Genomic DNA, 16,175 nt, shown 5'->3' with positions numbered 1-16,175 from the left:
GTAGCGGCACCGGCAGGAGGGGCCGCCGGGGCGGAGGCGGTGCGCAGGAAGTCGGGCCGGCCGACTTCCTACGCAGGGTCTTATCGGGTTCTTGCCGGGAACCGGCAGGGGACCGGGCGGGATCTTGCGGGGTCCGGGCGGCGCGGGGCGGGGGCTGGTCTGAATAGTGTGATCGTCAGTGGACGTGAGCGAACGTCCGTGATGTGGGGGGTGGGGGCATGACTCCACTGGGCCTGAGCGTGGCCACCTGGTGGTGGATCGTCGCGCTGACGACGGTGCTGTTCTGGGCGATGGCGATACCGCCGCAGGTGACCCGGCAGTACCGGATCATGGTGGCCCTGGCGCCGCTGGTCGGAGCGCTCTTCCTGGTCGGGCGCTCCCACATGAACGGGACGACCTCGGCCGGCGCGCTGTCGATGTACGCGCTGGCGATGCTGTCGCTGACGCTGGGAACGGCCGGGCACCTCGGACGTATGGCGCGTCTGCAACTGGCGGCCGACGAGGCAGGCGACAGGGACGAAGTGCCGCTCACCTGGGGCTTCATGGTGCAGTTCTTCCTGTGCGTGACCGCGGGCTTCGTGGTGTATTTCGTGATCCAGCCGTAGGCACGGGAGAGGGACGGACCGCACCCAGGCCTGGATCGGGGGTCATCCGGTCCGGGACGCCGAACTGGTCGACGGCGGAGTGGAGTTCGCGGTGGCAGGGTCGGGCCCCGACCACTTCTGAAGCACGCCGGCGGCCCCTTGCGGAAGAGCAAGGGGCCGCCGGAACGGTTCGCTAGGCGGTGATGGTCACCAGGTGGTCGAACTCGCCCGCCTGAGTGCCCTGGAGGAACGCGGCGAAGTTGCGGGCGGTGGTGCGGACGATGACGTCGCCCTCGTCGGACTCCCGGAGTTCGATCACACCAGCATCGGCTCGCACCTCAACACAGTCTGCGTTCGAGCCCGAGAAACTGGACTTCTGCCACAAGAGGCTACTCATGGTTGCCACGACCTATCCGCGGTGGTTGCTGGTGAACAAGGGGCCACGCCGCCGGAAGAGTTCGCTAGGCGCCGACGGTTACCAGGTGGTCGAACTCGCCCGCCTTCGCGCCCTGGAGGAAGGCCGCGAACTTGGGGGCGATGGTGCGGACGATGACCTCGCCCTCGTCGGACTCGCGGAGTTCGATCACACCACCAGCGGTGCGAACCTCAACGCATTCGGAGTTGGCAGCCGAGTAGCTGGACTTCTGCCAAGTGGAGTCAGACATATTTACTTTCCATATCCTTCTTGATGGATCGGATGAACTCCCGAGACTCCTCCTGCGAGAGAGCCGCCGAATCGAGCCGGTCGAGCCGGGACCGGAACTGGGCGATGTGGGCCGGCGCATCGAAGAGCACACTGTCGAGGCCTGAGTCCATCTGCACGGTGTCAAGCTCAGGGATCCGGCCTTCAACGTACGTGAAGTTTTCCTGGTTGACCGGAAGAGTATCCACATCGAACAGGACGACTCGGAGTGAGATGGTCGACCGTTCGGAGTCCTCGATGAGGCCGCCAAGCTGCTCGGCTTGGACCTTGGGGCCGCTGAACTGCATACGCAGCGCCGCCTCATGGATGAAGGCCGAGTACGGAATCTCACCGGAGCGGACCACGTTCTGCCGATGCATACGGAAGGCGGCCCTCAGGTCAACCTCATGCTGGGGAAGAGGCGGGAACCCTCGGGCGAAGACCGCAGAAGCGTAATCAGTGGTTTGGAGTAGCCCGGGAATGAAGGCCATGGTGTAGGTGGAGAGCGCGTAAGCACGACTCTCCATCTCGGCCATCTCAAGGAATTCCTGCGAGAGACGACCCCGGTACTCCTCCCACCAGCCTCCCTTGTCGCGGTCCGTGATGATGTCCGCGAGCGCGTCGATCAGGGGCTCGTTGACGCACATGCACAACGCCGCGATCGTGCGCAGGCGTTCGACGCTGATGCCGGTCTTGCCGCTCTCCATCTGCGTCACGTGGGCGGGGTTGATGCCCAGTGCGCGGGCGAGCTGGCTGCCGCCGAGGCCGGCCTGTTCCCGCATCCTGCGAAGTTCGGCACCCAACCGCAACTGGCGAAGCGTCGGGTTCGATCGAAGGGCCATGGGACCAGTCTGCCAGCCCCGTTCGGGGGAACTTCTCGTGGATCGCCACAAATCTGTGGCGCCTCACGCTATCGTCACCCTCAGAACGATCCGATGGATCGTCAGACACGCCTTGGTTCAGGGCAGTAGGCGCCTGCTGCCCTCCGGCCGAAGAGCGGCCACGCCCTGGTCCGGCTCGCGGCTCTCCCCCTCCACACCCATACCTCTCGGAGGTTCCCGTGTGCACCTTGAACACCCCCTCCCTCACCCTCACCCGGCAGGCCCTGCGGAGCGCCCTGACCCGCGCCTCCTGGGACACCGAGACCATCTTCAACGCCGAACTCGCCCTCGGCGAACTCATCGTCAACGCGTGGCGGCACGCCGGTACCGCCTCGCCCGTCGTCTACTTCTCCCTGGACGTCGACACCCTCCGGGTCTGCGTCGCGGACGAGAGCGCCCTGCTCCCCCAGGAGAAGCCCCTCTCCCTGCTCGCCGAGTCCGGCCGGGGCCTCCAGCTCGTCGCCGGGCTCACCCACCGCTGGGGCGTCGACCCCCAGGAGCGTGGCAAGACGGTCTGGTACGAGCTGGACTCCGCCGCGTGACCCGCGAACCGATCGCCCCCGACGACCCCCGGATGCGGAACTTCGCCGCCCCGCACATCACCGGCCTGCTCGGGGAGTTGCACCGTCGGGGCCTCCCGTACGGGCTGCTCTGGGGCTCGGCCTCGGCGGGCGAGACGATCCTCGACGGGCGTCTCCTGGTCGACTTCGGCAACGCGCCCGTGAGCACCCTCGTCAACCTCCTCCACCTGCTGCGGGACCTGGACCGGGAGGCGGCGTGGGAGCGGTGAGCCTCCTCGAACCGCGCTGAACACATGCGAAGGCCCTCGCCCACCGAAGGGGCGAGGGCCTCCCGGCGTCCGTCGGCTCCGGGTCAGCCGCCGGACGGGTTCCTGGGGGCGCCGCCACCGGCACCGCCGCCGAAGCCACCACCACCGAATCCGCCGGCGGCGCCTTCCACCAGCTGGCTGGCGGTGTAGCCGCCGTTGGCGTCGGGGGTGCCGACGACCGTCACGCTCTGGCCGGGCTGCAGGTCCCCGACCTTGCCCTCCTTGTTGAGCTGGACCTTCGTCGCGTCGCCGGTGGTGACCTTGATGGTGTTGCCGTTGGTGTCGGTCAGGTAGACGGTGTTGCCGTCGACGGCCTTGACCGTGCCCCGGGCAAAGCCGGCCTGCCCGCCCTGCCCCTGCCCGCCCTGCCCCTGCCCGCCCTGCCCAGCGCCCTGCCCGGTGCCCTGGCCCCCACGGCGGGAGCCGCCCTGCCCCTGCCCGTAGCCACCTCCCTGAGCAGCCGCACCCGCAGCGGCGGCCGCCGGCCGGGCGGAGGACTTCCCGCCGCCCGTCGGCCCGTTGTTCTGCTGGTACCAGACCCCGCCCGCGAACGCCCCGGTGGCGATCACGCCGCCCGCCAGCAGCAGGCTGAGCCAGGGCAGCTTCCGCCTCGGCGGCGCGGCCAGTTCGGCGCTCACGTCCCGCGCGTCCGGCGGGGTGGCGAGGAGGGCGACCTGCTCGGCGGGGGTTCCGGGCCCGACGGTGGCGATCTCTTTGCTCATGACAGTGGAGTCCTACTCGTGCCGGAGGGCGTCGATCGGCCGCAGCGAGGCGGCCCGGTTGGCGGGGTAGCTGCCGAAGAACAGCCCGATGGCGACGGCGATGGCGAAGGCGCCGAGCACCGATTCGGGGATCACCACGGGTTTGATGCCGACGATGCTGAAGTGCGAGCCGGCGATTCCGGCGGCCACGCCCAACCCGGCGCCGATCACCGAGAGCAGCGTCGACTCGGTGAGGAACTGCCCGAGGATCACCGCGCGCGGGGCGCCGAGCGCCTTGCGGATGCCGATCTCCCTGGTCCGCTCGGTGACCGTCACCAGCATGATGTTGGTGATCCCGATCCCGCCGACCAGCAGCGAGATCGCGGCCACCGCGCCGAGCAGCACGGTGAAGGTCTTCGTCGTGCTCTCCCTCGCGGTGAGCAGGGAGGCCTGGCTGGTGATCCGGAAGTCCGCCTTGGCGGGGTCGGCGATCGCGTGCGTGCCGAGCAGGACGCGGGTGATCTCGGACTGGGCGGCCGTGGTGCTGTCCGCGTTCGCGGCCTGGACCAGGATCTGGTTGACGGAGCCGAAGCCGGTGAAGGCGTTCTGCACCGTCGGCAGCGGGGCGATGACCACGTCGTCCGGGTCGGTGAAGCCGCTGCCGCCCTTGGCCTGGAGCACGCCGACCACGGTGAACGGCGTGCCGCCCAGCACCACGGACTTGCCGACCGGGTTCTCGGTGTCGAACAGCTGCTTGGCCGTCGTCGCGCCGAGCACCGCGACCTTGCGCGAGTCGAGCACGTCGTCGTCGGTGAAGTACTCGCCGTGCGCGACCTTCTGGTTGGCGGTCTCGAAGTACGACGGGTAGGTGCCGACGATCGAACCGGGGCTGTACGAGATGTTCCCGTACAACGCGGTGCCGCTGGTGGTGACCACCGGGGCGACCGACCTGATCGCCCCCGCGTCGGTGTCGCTCGCCAGCGCCTTGGCGTCGGCGACCGTCAGCTTCTTCACCGAGGAGGTGGCCCGGGAGCCGCCGTTGGCCGAACCGGAGCTGACCGTCAGGGAGTTGGTGCCGAGCGAGGTGATCGAGTCCTTCACCGCCACCGACGAGCCGTTGCCGACCGCCAGCAGCAGGATCACCGAGGCCACGCCGATCAGCACGCCGAGCATGGTGAGCGCCGAGCGCACCTTGTTGGCGGCCAGGCCGCCGACCGCGAAGCGGAGCGTCTGCCAGAGGATCACGCCGGCACCTCCGCGCCCGCCACGCCGGCCGCGCCCGCCGGGCCCGCCGCGAGCTCCGCGTAGGCCGTGTCCAGGAAGGGCGGCGGCCCCTTCACGGGCGCCTGCCGCAGATCGCTCACGATCTGCCCGTCGACCAGTCGCAGCACCCGCTTGGCGTGCCGGGCGACCTCGTCCTCGTGGGTGATCAGCACGACCGTGCGGCCGGTGGCGTTGAGCCCGTCGATCAGGGCCAGCACCTCCTCCGTCGAGCGGCTGTCGAGGTTGCCGGTCGGCTCGTCGGCGAGCAGCATCGCGGGCGCCGTCACCAGCGCCCGCGCCACCGCGACGCGCTGCTGCTGGCCGCCGGAGAGCTCGTTGGGCTTGTGGCCGGCCCGCTCGGCGAGCCCGACCAGCGACAGCGCGGCCATCGCCCGGCGGCGCCGCTCGGCGGTCCGGACGCCCGCGTAGGCCAGCGGCAGCTCGACCTGGGCAAGGGCGGTGGTGCGGGGCACCAGGTTGAAGGACTGGAAGACGAAGCCGATCTTGCGGTTGCGCACCAGTGCGAGCTGCTGCTCGTCCAGGTAGCCGACGTCGGTGCCGTCGAGGAGGTAGCGGCCGGCGGTCGGGACGTCCAGGCAGCCGAGGATGTTCATCAGGGTGGACTTGCCGGAGCCGGAGCTGCCCATCACGGCGACGAAGTCGCCCTGTTCGATGTCCAGGCTGACGCCCCGCGGCGCACCGGTCTCCGGGTCGGAGGGGCCGCGCAGCGCGTGCACGGTGGCGTCGCCGTGCCCGTACGCCTTGGTGAGCCCGCGGATGCGGATCACCGGGACGGGGTGCGCGGGGACGCGCTTGTCGATGACGTGACGCATGCTCACGACTCAGCCCTTGCCGCCGCGACCGGCCCCGGCACCGGCGCCGCCACCGCCACCGGAACCGCCCGGGAAGACCCCGCCGCCGGCCCCGCCCCGGTTGCCGCCGAGGCCCGGGAAGGAGGCGTTCGGGAAGCCGTTCCCGCCGCTGGTGGTGGGGAGTTCGACCTTGTCGCCCTCCTTCAGCCCGGAGACCACCTGCACCGTGCTGTCGCCCTCGACCCCGACCCCGACGGTGACCCGCTCGGAGGCGCCGTCCGGCTGCACCAGGGTCGCGGTGCGCGAGGTGCCGGTGCCGGACAGCGCGGAGGTGGGCAGCGAGAGCGCGTTGTCGGCCTCGCCGGTGATCACCTGGACGGTGGCGCTGAGGCCGGTGCGCAGCGTGCTGGTGTCGCCGGTGATCTGCAGCATGGCCGCGTACTGGACGGCGGCGGAGCCGGCCGCGCCGCCTGAGCCGCTGCCGGTGGGCAGCGAACTGACCGACAGGACCGTCGCGTTGAGCTTGGTGTCGGACTGCGCGTTCAGGGTGACGGTGGCCGCCTCGCCCTTCTTCAGCTTGAGCGAGTCAAGCTCGGAGAAGTTCGCGGTGACCTGCATCCCGGTCGGGTTGGTGAGCACGATGAAGCCGCTCGGGGCGGCCGCCGAACCCGTGCCGGTCCCGGTGGACTTGCCGGAGGAGGACGAGGCGGAGGCGCCGGAGCCGGTGGCCCCGACGGTGTCGCCGACCTTGCCGGAGACCGAGGCGACCGTGCCGTCCACCGAGGCGGTCAGGGTGGTGCCGGCCAGCGCCGCCTGGGCGTTGGCCAGGTTGGTCTGCGCGGTGGCGACCTGCTGCTGGGCCTGGGCCACGGCCGCGTCGTCGACCTTGGTGGTGGTGACGGTGGTGGTCTGCGGGGCGGGCGTACTGCTCCCGCCCGCCCCGCGTCCACCGCTGCCGGCCCCGCCGCCGGGGGAGGCGGCGGAGGTGGCGCCCGGCAGCTGCTCGGTGGTCGTGGTGGTGACCCCGGCCTGGGCCTTGGTGAGGTTGGCCTGGGCCGTGGTGAGCGCGGCCTGGGCCGCGTCCACCTGCTGCTGGGCCACCGTGGTGTCGACGGTGGCGAGCACCTGGCCCTTCTGCACGGCGTCCCCGACCGCGACCTTCACCGCGGTGAGCTTCCCGCCGGTGGTGAAGTCCTGGGCGGCGTCGGTCGGTGAGACCAGGGTGCCGGTTCCGGACACGGTGGCCAGGACGGTGCCCTTGGACACCGTGGCGGTACGGGCCGCGGGCTTCGCGGAAGCCGGGCCCGAGCTGCCGCTGACCGTGGCGTACACCAGGGCGGCGCCGCCCAGCAGGGCCACGCCGAGCGCGGAGTTGACGAGGACGGCGCCTCGCCGCCGTGGGAGCACCTTCATGGCGGACAGCTTCCCGGCGGGCTCTTGCGTCGTGCTGGGCGGCGGCTGGGAGAAGCCTGACCGGCCGGATCCGGGCATTGCGGACAGAACACCCGTCCCGCGCGGGCGCCTTGGCCGTCCCGTGGGCGGCCGTTGGGCGAACTCCCAGCGGGCTCCCAGCGATCTCCAGCCATCCGGGAGGGCGTTCTGAGGACGTTCTCACGGAGGCGCGAGGAGCCGCCGGGAGCTCCGGGGAGGCGCGCGGCGCCACGCGGCACCCGCGCGGGAACGCCGCAGGGGCGCGCCGGAGGACCGACGCGCCCCTGCGGGCCCCGAGGGAAGAGTCAGAGCGACTTGCGGAAGGCCTCCGCCACCGCCAGGAAGATCGAGTTGCCCTCGGCCTCGCCGATCGACACCCGCACGCCCTCCGGGAACGGCCGCACGATCACGCCGGCCTCGGCGCACGCGGCTGCGAACTCCTGCGAGCGGTCGCCGAGCCAGAGCCAGACGAAGTTGGCCTGCGAGTCCGGGATCTCCCAGCCCTGGGCGCGCAGCCCGGCCACCACCCGGGTGCGCTCCTCGACCAGCGCCTCCACCCGCTCCAGCAGCGCCTCCTCGGCGCGCAGCGAGGCGACGGCCGCGTCCTGGGCGAGCCGGCTCACGCCGAACGGGGTGGCGACCTTGCGCAGCGCGGCCGCCACCGGCTCGTGCGCGATCGCGAAGCCGACCCGCAGGCCCGCCAGGCCGTACGCCTTGGAGAAGGTGCGCAGCACGCAGACGTTCGGGCGGTCCCGGTAGAGGTCGATGCCGTTGGGCACCTCGGGGTCGCGGATGAACTCGATGTAGGCCTCGTCGACCACGACCAGGACGTCGGCCGGGACGGCGTCCAGGAAGCGCTCCAGCTCGGCGCGGTGGATCACGTTGCCGGTGGGGTTGTTGGGGTTGCAGACGAAGACCAGCCGGGTGTTCGGGGTGATCGCGGCGAGCATCGCGTCCAGGTCGTGGTCGCCGTTCGCCTTGAGCGGCACCGGGACGGGGGTGGCCCCGGCGACGGTGGCGACGATCGGGTACGCCTCGAAGGAGCGCCAGGCGAAGATCACCTCGTCGCCCGGGCCGGCCGTGACGAGCACCAGCGACTGGGCGATGCCGACCGAGCCGGTGCCGGTGGCGATGTGCTCGGCGGGCACCCCGAAGCGCTCGGCCAGCACCGAGGTCAGCTCGGTGACGCCCATGTCGGGGTAGCGGTTGAACGAGCCGGCCGCCTTGACCGCCGTCTCCAGCACGCCGGGCAGCGGCTCGTAGGGGTTCTCGTTCGAGGACAGCTTGTAGGCGTCGGCGCCGGCCGGCTTGCCGGGCTTGTACGTGGGGATGCCGTCGAGGGTCGGCCGCAGCCGCGGGCCCTGCGCTGACGTACCACTGCTCACGGTCGTACTCCGTTTCCAGTTGCGGAACTCTCCGGTGCGCTCGCCCGCCACGGACGGGGTCGCCGCCGTGCCCGGGACCTCGTGACGCGTCCGGACCACCCCGGTCGGGTGCCTTGCACGATACCGACCGCCCTCACCCGTAGGAGTGAGATGCCCGGTCGGGTTACAGGCGCAGATCAGCCATTCTGCCCGGTTCCTTTGGCACATGTCAGAGGTAAGAGGCCTGGTTTCAGGCGGGTATCGAAGGGGCGCACCCCGGCTCACTCGTGGAGAAACGTATCTTTGCGGGCTCCCGATGCGCCGGTCACAGACCCTTGTCAGGAGCCATACGATCGGTCCGCCATGACAGCAGCAGCCAACCAGAGCGGTCGGCGTCCCACCACCTCACGGCGTCTGGAGCGGGCCGGCATCCGGGATGTGGCAGCAGCCGCCGGAGTGTCGATCACCACTGTCTCCGATGCGCTGAACGGGAAGGGCCGCCTGCCCGACGAGACCCGCAGCCGGGTGCGCGAGGTCGCCGAGCGCCTCGGCTACCGCCCCTCCGCGGCCGCCCGCACCCTGCGCACCGGACGGTCCGGCCTGATCGGCCTGACCGTCACGACCTACGGTGAAGAGCCGTTCACCTTCACCGAGTTCGCGTACTTCGCCGAGATGGCCCGGGCCGCCACCAGCGCCGCCCTCGGCCGCGGCTACGCGCTGGTGGTGCTGCCCGCCTCCTCCCGCCACGACGTCTGGGGCAACATCGCCCTCGACGGCACCGTGGTCATCGACCCGCCCGACCAGGACCCCCTGGTGAGCGAGCTGTACCGGTCCGGCGTCCCGGTGGTCAGCGACGGCAAGCCCGGCAACTGCCCGGTCACCGCCTGGGTCGACAACGACCACGAGGCCGCCGTGCTCGGCATCCTCGACCACCTCTCCGAGGCCGGCGCCCGCCGCATCGGCCTGCTCACCGGCACCAGCACCGACACCTACACCCGGCTCTCCACCGAGGCCTACCTCGGCTGGTGCGCCAAGGTCGGCCAGGAACCGGTGTACGAGACCTACCCGGCGCACGACCCGGCCGCCGGCGCCGTCGCCGCCGACCGGCTGCTCGCCCGGCCCGACCGGCCGGACGCCGTCTACGGGCTGTTCGACCCCAACGGCACCGACCTGCTGGCCGCCGCCCGCCGGTACGGCCTGCGGGTGCCGGACGACCTGCTGCTGGTCTGCTGCAGCGAGAGCGACGTCTACGCCACCACCGAACCGCCGATCACCACGCTCTCGCTCAAGCCGCGCAAGATCGGCACCACCGTGGTCAACCTGCTCATCGACGCGATCGAGGGCGTGGACTCCGGGACGGGCGTCGACATCGCCCGGCTCTTCCCGCCGCGGTTCCGCACCGCCGGCACCGGGCCGCCGCCGGGCACCCTGATGCCGACCGAACTGATCGTCCGCGCGTCCTCCCAGCGCCGGAGTCCGCGCACCACCGTCAGCCCGCCCCGGTCGCCGGGCGAGGTTTAGACCACCGCGCCGCGGCGGCCCCGGGACCGGGCCGCCGCGCCCGGGCAGAGCTGACGAGACCGTACCGAGCCGGGACAAAACGGACCTTGTGGGGCCGCCCGGCTGACGCTCCGGAGGATTGGATACCCACCAGGTGACGACGCCGGGAGAGTGGTCTTCCTATGATGGGCGAATGACACCCGAGGACCGCTTCCCCGGGCCTGAGCACCCCCACTCAGGCCCCCGCCACCAGCCGGACCTCGACGTGCTGCCGTACGGCACCTATTACGAACCCGATCCCTCCACCGGCTACCCCGCGGCCCCGTACGACGGGGAGAGCCACGACGGGGAGACCTACAGCGGCTACGGCGGAGCCCGCTACCTGGAGCAGCACTGGCCCGCCGACGGCCAGGGCCACACCGTGCACGCCCAGGGGATCGGCATGGACCACAGCCCGGCCTTCGCGCAGCAGGGACAGGGCGGCTACGAGAACGGACCGGGGTACGAGGGGGGCCAGGAGCAGGGCGGGTACGACGGTCAGGAGCAGAACGGGTACGAGGGCGGCCAGGAGCGGAGCGGCTACGACGGCCAGGACCAGGGCGGCTACGAGCCCACCCTGCCCGACCAGCCCTCCCCGGCGCTCCAGCTCGCCGGCCGCGACGACCCGCCGACCATCGAGCTCGGCCCGCCGCTGCCCGACCCCGCCGCGCCGACCTACCCGTACCCGGCCCCCGGCCCCGGCGAGCCCCCCGGCCCGGTCTACGTCGTCGGCGACGTCCACGGCTACCTGGAGGAGCTGCGCGCCGAGCTGCGCCACCAGGGCCTGATCGACGCCGACGGCCACTGGTCCGCCGGCCGCGCCCGGATCTGGTTCCTCGGCGACTTCACCGACCGCGGCCCCGACGGCATCGGCGTCATCGACCTGGTCATGCAGCTGGCCGCCGAGGCCGCCGCGGCCGGCGGCTACTGCCGCGCCCTGATGGGCAACCACGAACTGCTCTTCCTCGGCGCCGCCAAGTACGGCGACGAGCCCGTCCAGTCCACCGCCGGCACCGCCTCCTTCCTCGCCGCCTGGCGGCTCAACGGCGGCCAGCAGAACGACCTGGACCGCCTGGAGGCGCACCACATCAGCTGGCTCTCCCGGCTCCCCGCCATGGCGGTGGAGGACGGCCACCTGCTGCTGCACTCCGACACCACCGCGTACCTGGAGTACGGCGAGTCCATCCCCGACGTCAACGACGCGGTGCACAGCCTGCTCGCCGACGGCAGCGTGGACGAGTGGTGGGACTGCTTCCGCCGCTTCACCAAGCGGTTCGCCTTCCGCGGCGAAGCCGGGCCGCTGGCCGTCCACGAGCTGCTGGACACCTACGGCGGCAGCCGGATCGTGCACGGGCACAGCCCGATCCCGTACCTCACCGGCGCGGTGCACAACGACGACGGCCAGCCGCCGCACATCCCCGGGCCGTACGTGTACGCGGACGACCTCGCGGTGGCGATGGACGGCGGCGTCACCATGGAGGGACGGCTGCTGGTCGCCCGGCTGCCCATCGGCTGACCGCCCGGCCGCCTGTCACCCGACCGCCCGGCCGTACGCCAACTGACGCCAGGCATAGAACAGTTGTTCCCGGCGCCCGAACCGTCGCACGCGCGCGTCCGGGGGCGCGAAATTCCGGAAACCGACTGTCAGCCCGGGCGTGCCCGCCCCTACCATGAGGCACACCACACCCGGCCGCCCGTCCGGCGGCCCGCCTCCGCGCCCGTTTCGGCGTCCTGAGGGCCGTGCGCCCCCGGGGCCGAGCGAACGGGGTCCGCACGAACGGGGTCCCCATGACCAACCCCCCGCCCCTGCTCGCCGAGGACCGCCCGGAGTACGAGCGCCTCCTCACGGAAGCCCTGCGCGACCGCACCGTCCTCACCGCCCTGCGCGCACCCGGCGCGCTCGCCACCGCCGAACTGCGCCTCCGCGCCCTGCGCGACGCCGACCGCGTCAACGCCGCGGCCGCCACCGAGTACGCCCACTACACCCGGCTGCGCGAGGCCCTGCACAGCACGCCCCCGCCACCGCCCGGCGGCGAACCCGCCAACCCCGGGCTGCTCACCCAGCTGCGCACCGGCGGCGGCGGAGGCGGACCGTTCCCCGTCCTCACCGTGCTCACCCCGATCCTGGCCTGGGCCGCCGCCCTGTTCCTGCTGCTGATCGGCTACCTGCTGCGCGCCGCCGAGCCGGGCCTCGCCCTCGCCGGCTCCCTGGTCACGGCCGGCTGGGTGGCGCTCGCCGCCGGGGTCGCCGCGATGGCCATCGGCATCATCGGGCTGCTGCTCACCGCCCTGCGCGACGGCGCCGCCACCGCCCCGGCCGGCACCGACCCGGAGCTCGCCGCCGAACTCGGCGACGCCCACGGCGAATGGCGCACCGCGCTGCGCGAGCGCGGACTCCTCCCGTACCTGCTCGACGCGCTGCCGCCGGTGCCGACCCCGGCGGCCCGACCCGGCGTCAGCCGCCCCGACGGCACCGGCCCCGACTTCAGCAGCCCGGACTTCACCGGCCCCGGCTACAGCTCACCCTCGTTCACCAGCCCCGGCGCCGAAGGACTGACCGACCGCGAAGGCCGCGTCCCCCGCCCGGCCGGCTTCACCCCACCCGACTTCACCGGACCCGGGTACACCCCACCCGACTTCACCGGACCCGACGCCGAAGAACTCACCGACCGCGAAGGCCGCGTCCCCCGCCCGGCCGGCTTCACCCCACCCGACTTCACCGGACCCGGGTACACCCCACCCGACTTCACCGGGCCCGACGCCGAAGAACTCACCGACCGCGAAGGCCGCGTCCCCCGGCCGGCCGGCTTCACCCCACCCGACTTCACCGGCCCCGGGTACACCCCACCCGACTTCACCGGACCCGACGAAGTCCGCTGAACCCTCCGCTCCCCGGCCGGCGCCCCCGGACCGGGGGACATCCCCACCCCCGGTCCGGGGGCGGCCACCATCGTCCCGGGCCCCGCTGCCCGCCAGGCTGGAACCCACGAGTGGAGCACGACCCGGGGGAGACCAGCGATGCGCACCGGACCCGTCCAACCGGCCCGCACCGGACCGGCCCTGCTGCTGGTCACCGCCCTGCTGGCGGCCCTGCTGGGGCTGCTCCCCGGCGTCGGAGCCGAAGCAGCCGCAGCCGAGGCGGCGGGCGACGCGCCCGCGGCGGGCGATCCGGTCCCCAGCCCGGTCGACTTCACCGGCGCCGGCGGCACCGTCCTGCACGGCCTGCTGCTGGCCGCGCCCGGCGCGAAGGCCGGCACCCCCGGCCCGGGACTGGTCATGCTCCCCGGGGCCGGCCCGGGCCCGCTCGCCGAGCTGCGGGCCGACGCCGAGTCGTACGCGCGGCACGGCGTCACCGTCCTCGTCTTCGACAAGCGCACCGACGGCTACTCGACGACCCACCGGGACTACGGGCAGCTGGCCGACGACGCCCTGGCCGCCGTCCGGCTGCTGCGCGCCCGGCCGGAGGTCACCCCGGACCGGGTCGGCCTGTGGGGCCTGTCCGAGGGCGCCTGGGTGGCCTCGCTCGCCGCCACCCGCACCACCGAGGCGGCGTACCTGGTCACCGTCGGGGCGGTCGGCCTCACCCCGGCCCGCCAGCAGGCCTGGGCGTACCGGGGCTACCTGCGCCACGCCGGCGTCTCCGGCTCGCTGGTCACCGCGCTCTCGGACACCTCCGTCCGCCTGCTCTCGGCGGCCGGGCTCTTCCCGGAGGCCGACTACGACCCGGTGCCGGTGTGGGAGCGGGTCCGGCAGCCCGTCCTGGCCGAGTGGGGCACGCTCGACCGCGAGGCCGCCCCCGAGGAGAGCGCGACGATCATCCGCCGGGCCCTCGACCGCGGCGGCAACACCCACTACACGCTGCGGACCGTCCCCGACGTCCGGCACAACCTGCACCTGACCCGGGACGACGGCTACGACCGGCCCGACCAGCTCCCCGCCGACTACGCCGGGACCGAGTCCGCCTGGATCCAGCGGCTCGCCACCGGCCTCCCCGCCGCCTCCGCCGACCCGGTCCCGCACCAGGACACCCGCAGCCTCGCGCTCGACCCGCTCCCCTGGTACGAGTCCACCTGGTTCGAGGTCGTCGCCACCCTGCTCTGCCTGACCGGCTTCGCGGGCTACGCGCTGAGCGGCGCCGTCCGCCGCCTGCGCCGCCGGCCGCGCCCGGCCGCCCTGCCCCGGGCCGCCCGCTGGGCCGCCCTCGCCGGAACGGCCGCCCTCCTGGGCGCCCTCGGCTACCTGCTCTTCCTGATGCTCACCGCCGCGATGTTCCCGGGCCCGGTCCTGTTCGGCCGCCCGGTGGTCTGGCTGGCCGTCCAGCTGCTCGCGCTGTTCGCCCTCGGGGCGGCCGCCGTCGCCGCGGCCGGTGCCCGGCGGGAGCGGGCCGCCCTGGCCGCCGCCTCCCTGGCCGACCGGGCGCGGCTGGGCGCCCTGCTGCTGGCCGGGCTGGTGTTCCTGCCCTGGGCCCTGTCCTGGGGACTGCTGCTGCCCTGACCCCCGCCATCGGGGCAACGGCCCGCTCCCTCGCCCGGGGGAGCGGGTTCGGCCCGGATGAGGACGCCCCGGCCGGCCCGCTCCGGGAGGGTCGGAGCCGGTGGTGGACGGACCGCGTCCGCCCGGGTCGGGAGGCGGAACCATGAGCGCACGGACGATCGCGGCACGACTGCACGGCACCCCCGCACCGGGCGTGCCCCGCTGGGCGGTCCGCACCGGGTACGCGATCACCCTGGCCGTCCTGCCCTCCTGCCTCTGGCGGATCGGCGGCTTCATCGTCGGCCTGCCGCTGCTCGACCACGGCCCGACACCACCGGAGCGGGACCCCGCCCCGTTCGACGGAGGCTGGGCGTACATCCTCGCGCTCAGCGTGGTCAGCGAGGCGCTGGCCCTCCTCTGCTTCGGCCTGGTCGCCCGCTGGGGCGAGGTGTGGCCGGGGTCGTCACCCACGGCTGGCAGACCGTCGTGTTCTGGATCGGCTACCTGCCGCCGGCCGCCTGGGGTCCGCTCCTCGCCGTGCTCACCGTGCACTACTACCGTCGGCGCAGGGCGAGTTGAACCGCTTCGGGGCGGGCGCGGTCAGTCCGTCGCCGGCGCGCGGAGCGGCGCGCCCCCTGGCCGCTCCGCGACGACGTCCGTCGCCGCCCGGACGAAGGCGCGGACCCGGGCGGTGGTGTTGCTCTCCAGCCAGACCGGGCCGCGCTCGATCGGGGGCGCGTCGTGGATCGGCACGTACGCGACGTCCGGGCGCGGGTAGTAGTGGCGGGAGTGCTCGCCGACCGGGAGGACGCCGCGGCCCATCGCGACCAGGCTGAGCAGCTCGGAGAAGGTGCCGCCGGACGGGCCCTTGGGCACCGGACGGCCGGACGGGGTGCGGTCGGGGGTGCGGTCGCGCTTGAAGCCCGCCGAGGTGACGGCCGGGTACTGCACCACCGGGTGGTCGGCGAGCACCTCGACCGACACCGACCGCTCCGCGGCCAGCGGGTGCCCGGCCGCCACCGCGAGGACCCGCCGCTCGGTCAGCAGCACCGGGCCGCGGGCCATGCCGTCGAACGGGTAGGAGGCGATCAGGACGTCGACCGAGCCGTCCTCCAGGCTCGACCGGGAGTTGGACAGCTGCACCTCGCGCACGTCCACCCGGCAGTCCGGGTACCGCTCGCCGAACAGCGCGGCCGCCTTGAGCAGCACGGGCGCCGTCCACTCCCCGAGGAACGCCACCCGGAGCTCCCCGGTGACGCCCCGGGCGGCGTCCTCCGCCCGGCGCAGCGCCGCCTCCGTCGCCGCCGCCACCGGCACCAGGTCCTCGGCCAACTGCCGCCCCACTGCGGTGAGTCGGACCGACCGGCTGGTGCGGTCGAACAGCTGCGCGCCGATCCGGCGCTCCAGTTTCCGCACCACCTGGCTGACCCGCCCCGTGGTCAGGTGCAGCCGCTCGGCGGTCCGCCCGAAGTGCAGCTCCTCGGCGAGCGCGAGGACGACCTCGATCTCCAGCCGCTCCAGCATCCCGGCCCCGCCCGCCCCTCGATCGTTGAATGCGGCTCAACGATCGTACGACGATCACGCGTTGATCAGGCCTCCGGCCAGGAGGATCGTGG

17 protein-coding genes are annotated in these 16,175 nt (G+C 73.2%); 8 read left to right on the top strand and 9 right to left on the bottom strand.

Translation table 11 applies throughout. The features are described 5' to 3' along the window. Positions 1 to 218: 218 nt before the first annotated feature. Positions 219 to 605, top strand: coding sequence for a hypothetical protein (locus tag ACFVU7_RS31410; RefSeq protein WP_387970805.1), 387 nt, complete (start codon positions 219 to 221; stop codon positions 603 to 605). Positions 606 to 777: 172 nt separating this feature from the next. Here ACFVU7_RS31410 and ACFVU7_RS31405 read toward each other — a convergent pair whose 3' ends face one another. The 3 genes from ACFVU7_RS31405 to ACFVU7_RS31395 all read right to left on the bottom strand — a co-directional run bounded on the left by ACFVU7_RS31405 (position 778) and on the right by ACFVU7_RS31395 (position 2,108). Beyond that, positions 778 to 981, bottom strand: a complete 204-nt coding sequence (locus ACFVU7_RS31405; protein WP_375876519.1) for a DUF397 domain-containing protein — start codon at positions 979 to 981, stop codon at positions 778 to 780. Between the two features lie 64 nt (positions 982 to 1,045). Further along, positions 1,046 to 1,249, bottom strand: a complete 204-nt coding sequence (locus ACFVU7_RS31400; RefSeq protein ID WP_117488828.1) for a DUF397 domain-containing protein — start codon at positions 1,247 to 1,249, stop codon at positions 1,046 to 1,048. Further along, positions 1,242 to 2,108 carry a helix-turn-helix transcriptional regulator gene (locus tag ACFVU7_RS31395; protein ID WP_117488826.1) on the bottom strand — a complete coding sequence of 289 codons (867 nt, stop codon included), beginning with the start codon at positions 2,106 to 2,108 and terminating at the stop codon, positions 1,242 to 1,244. Before ACFVU7_RS31395 ends, ACFVU7_RS31400 begins: the two co-directional genes overlap by 8 nt. Positions 2,109 to 2,335: 227 nt before the next feature. Between ACFVU7_RS31395 and ACFVU7_RS31390 the strand changes: the two genes are divergently transcribed. Further along, entirely contained in the window at positions 2,336 to 2,689 is a 354-nt protein-coding gene (locus ACFVU7_RS31390; protein ID WP_380743920.1) for an ATP-binding protein, read from the top strand. Beyond that, positions 2,686 to 2,937 carry a hypothetical protein gene (locus ACFVU7_RS31385; protein WP_049651245.1) on the top strand — a complete coding sequence of 84 codons (252 nt, stop codon included), beginning with the start codon at positions 2,686 to 2,688 and terminating at the stop codon, positions 2,935 to 2,937. Before ACFVU7_RS31390 ends, ACFVU7_RS31385 begins: the two co-directional genes overlap by 4 nt. An 83-nt stretch (positions 2,938 to 3,020) precedes the next feature. On the opposite strand, the gene ACFVU7_RS31380 is transcribed toward ACFVU7_RS31385, so the two are convergent. From ACFVU7_RS31380 to hisC, 5 genes are all read right to left on the bottom strand, one after another. Continuing rightward, positions 3,021 to 3,698: a DUF5666 domain-containing protein gene (locus ACFVU7_RS31380; protein WP_388048466.1), complete on the bottom strand. Its 678-nt coding sequence runs from the start codon at positions 3,696 to 3,698 to the stop codon at positions 3,021 to 3,023. 12 nt (positions 3,699 to 3,710) lie between these two features. Then, positions 3,711 to 4,922, bottom strand: a complete 1,212-nt coding sequence (locus ACFVU7_RS31375; RefSeq protein WP_380781635.1) for an ABC transporter permease — start codon at positions 4,920 to 4,922, stop codon at positions 3,711 to 3,713. Continuing rightward, positions 4,919 to 5,773, bottom strand: a complete 855-nt coding sequence (locus ACFVU7_RS31370) for an ABC transporter ATP-binding protein (RefSeq protein ID WP_388048577.1) — start codon at positions 5,771 to 5,773, stop codon at positions 4,919 to 4,921. The genes ACFVU7_RS31375 and ACFVU7_RS31370 overlap by 4 nt, the downstream gene beginning before the upstream one ends. Positions 5,774 to 5,782: 9 nt before the next feature. Then, on the bottom strand, positions 5,783 to 7,165 hold the full coding sequence (locus ACFVU7_RS31365) for an efflux RND transporter periplasmic adaptor subunit (RefSeq protein WP_388048464.1): 1,383 nt from the start codon (positions 7,163 to 7,165) through the stop codon (positions 5,783 to 5,785). Positions 7,166 to 7,488: 323 nt separating this feature from the next. Continuing rightward, complete coding sequence (hisC, locus tag ACFVU7_RS31360; RefSeq protein WP_049651240.1) at positions 7,489 to 8,568, bottom strand: histidinol-phosphate transaminase; 1,080 nt, start codon at positions 8,566 to 8,568, stop codon at positions 7,489 to 7,491. 342 nt (positions 8,569 to 8,910) lie between these two features. Here hisC and ACFVU7_RS31355 point away from each other — a divergent pair, with 342 nt between their 5' ends. The 5 genes from ACFVU7_RS31355 to ACFVU7_RS31335 all read left to right on the top strand — a co-directional run bounded on the left by ACFVU7_RS31355 (position 8,911) and on the right by ACFVU7_RS31335 (position 15,138). After that, positions 8,911 to 10,068 carry a LacI family DNA-binding transcriptional regulator gene (locus ACFVU7_RS31355; RefSeq protein WP_074001983.1) on the top strand — a complete coding sequence of 386 codons (1,158 nt, stop codon included), beginning with the start codon at positions 8,911 to 8,913 and terminating at the stop codon, positions 10,066 to 10,068. A 421-nt stretch (positions 10,069 to 10,489) separates the two neighbouring features. Then, on the top strand, positions 10,490 to 11,602 hold the full coding sequence (locus ACFVU7_RS31350) for a metallophosphoesterase (protein ID WP_079272051.1): 1,113 nt from the start codon (positions 10,490 to 10,492) through the stop codon (positions 11,600 to 11,602). Between the two features lie 272 nt (positions 11,603 to 11,874). Then, a complete protein-coding gene (locus ACFVU7_RS31345) occupies positions 11,875 to 12,966 on the top strand; it encodes a hypothetical protein (RefSeq protein ID WP_388048462.1) in 1,092 nt (363 codons plus the stop codon). A gap of 138 nt (positions 12,967 to 13,104) precedes the next feature. Continuing rightward, the gene (locus tag ACFVU7_RS31340; RefSeq protein ID WP_388048460.1) at positions 13,105 to 14,580 is read left to right on the top strand and encodes an alpha/beta hydrolase family protein; all 1,476 of its coding nucleotides are present in this window, start codon (positions 13,105 to 13,107) and stop codon (positions 14,578 to 14,580) included. A gap of 429 nt (positions 14,581 to 15,009) precedes the next feature. Continuing rightward, positions 15,010 to 15,138 carry a hypothetical protein gene (locus ACFVU7_RS31335; protein ID WP_388048459.1) on the top strand — a complete coding sequence of 43 codons (129 nt, stop codon included), beginning with the start codon at positions 15,010 to 15,012 and terminating at the stop codon, positions 15,136 to 15,138. A gap of 21 nt (positions 15,139 to 15,159) precedes the next feature. On the opposite strand, the gene ACFVU7_RS31330 is transcribed toward ACFVU7_RS31335, so the two are convergent. Continuing rightward, positions 15,160 to 16,083 carry a LysR family transcriptional regulator gene (locus tag ACFVU7_RS31330; RefSeq protein WP_049659220.1) on the bottom strand — a complete coding sequence of 308 codons (924 nt, stop codon included), beginning with the start codon at positions 16,081 to 16,083 and terminating at the stop codon, positions 15,160 to 15,162. Between the last annotated feature and the right edge of the window lie 92 nt (positions 16,084 to 16,175).

Origin of the sequence: Kitasatospora sp. NPDC058046 (genome assembly GCF_042885595.1) — a bacterium.
In the GTDB taxonomy this organism is placed as follows: Bacteria; Actinomycetota; Actinomycetes; order Streptomycetales; family Streptomycetaceae; genus Kitasatospora.
The sequence above is the reverse complement of the archived record's forward strand: the minus strand, read 5'-3'. Positions and strand labels throughout refer to the sequence as shown.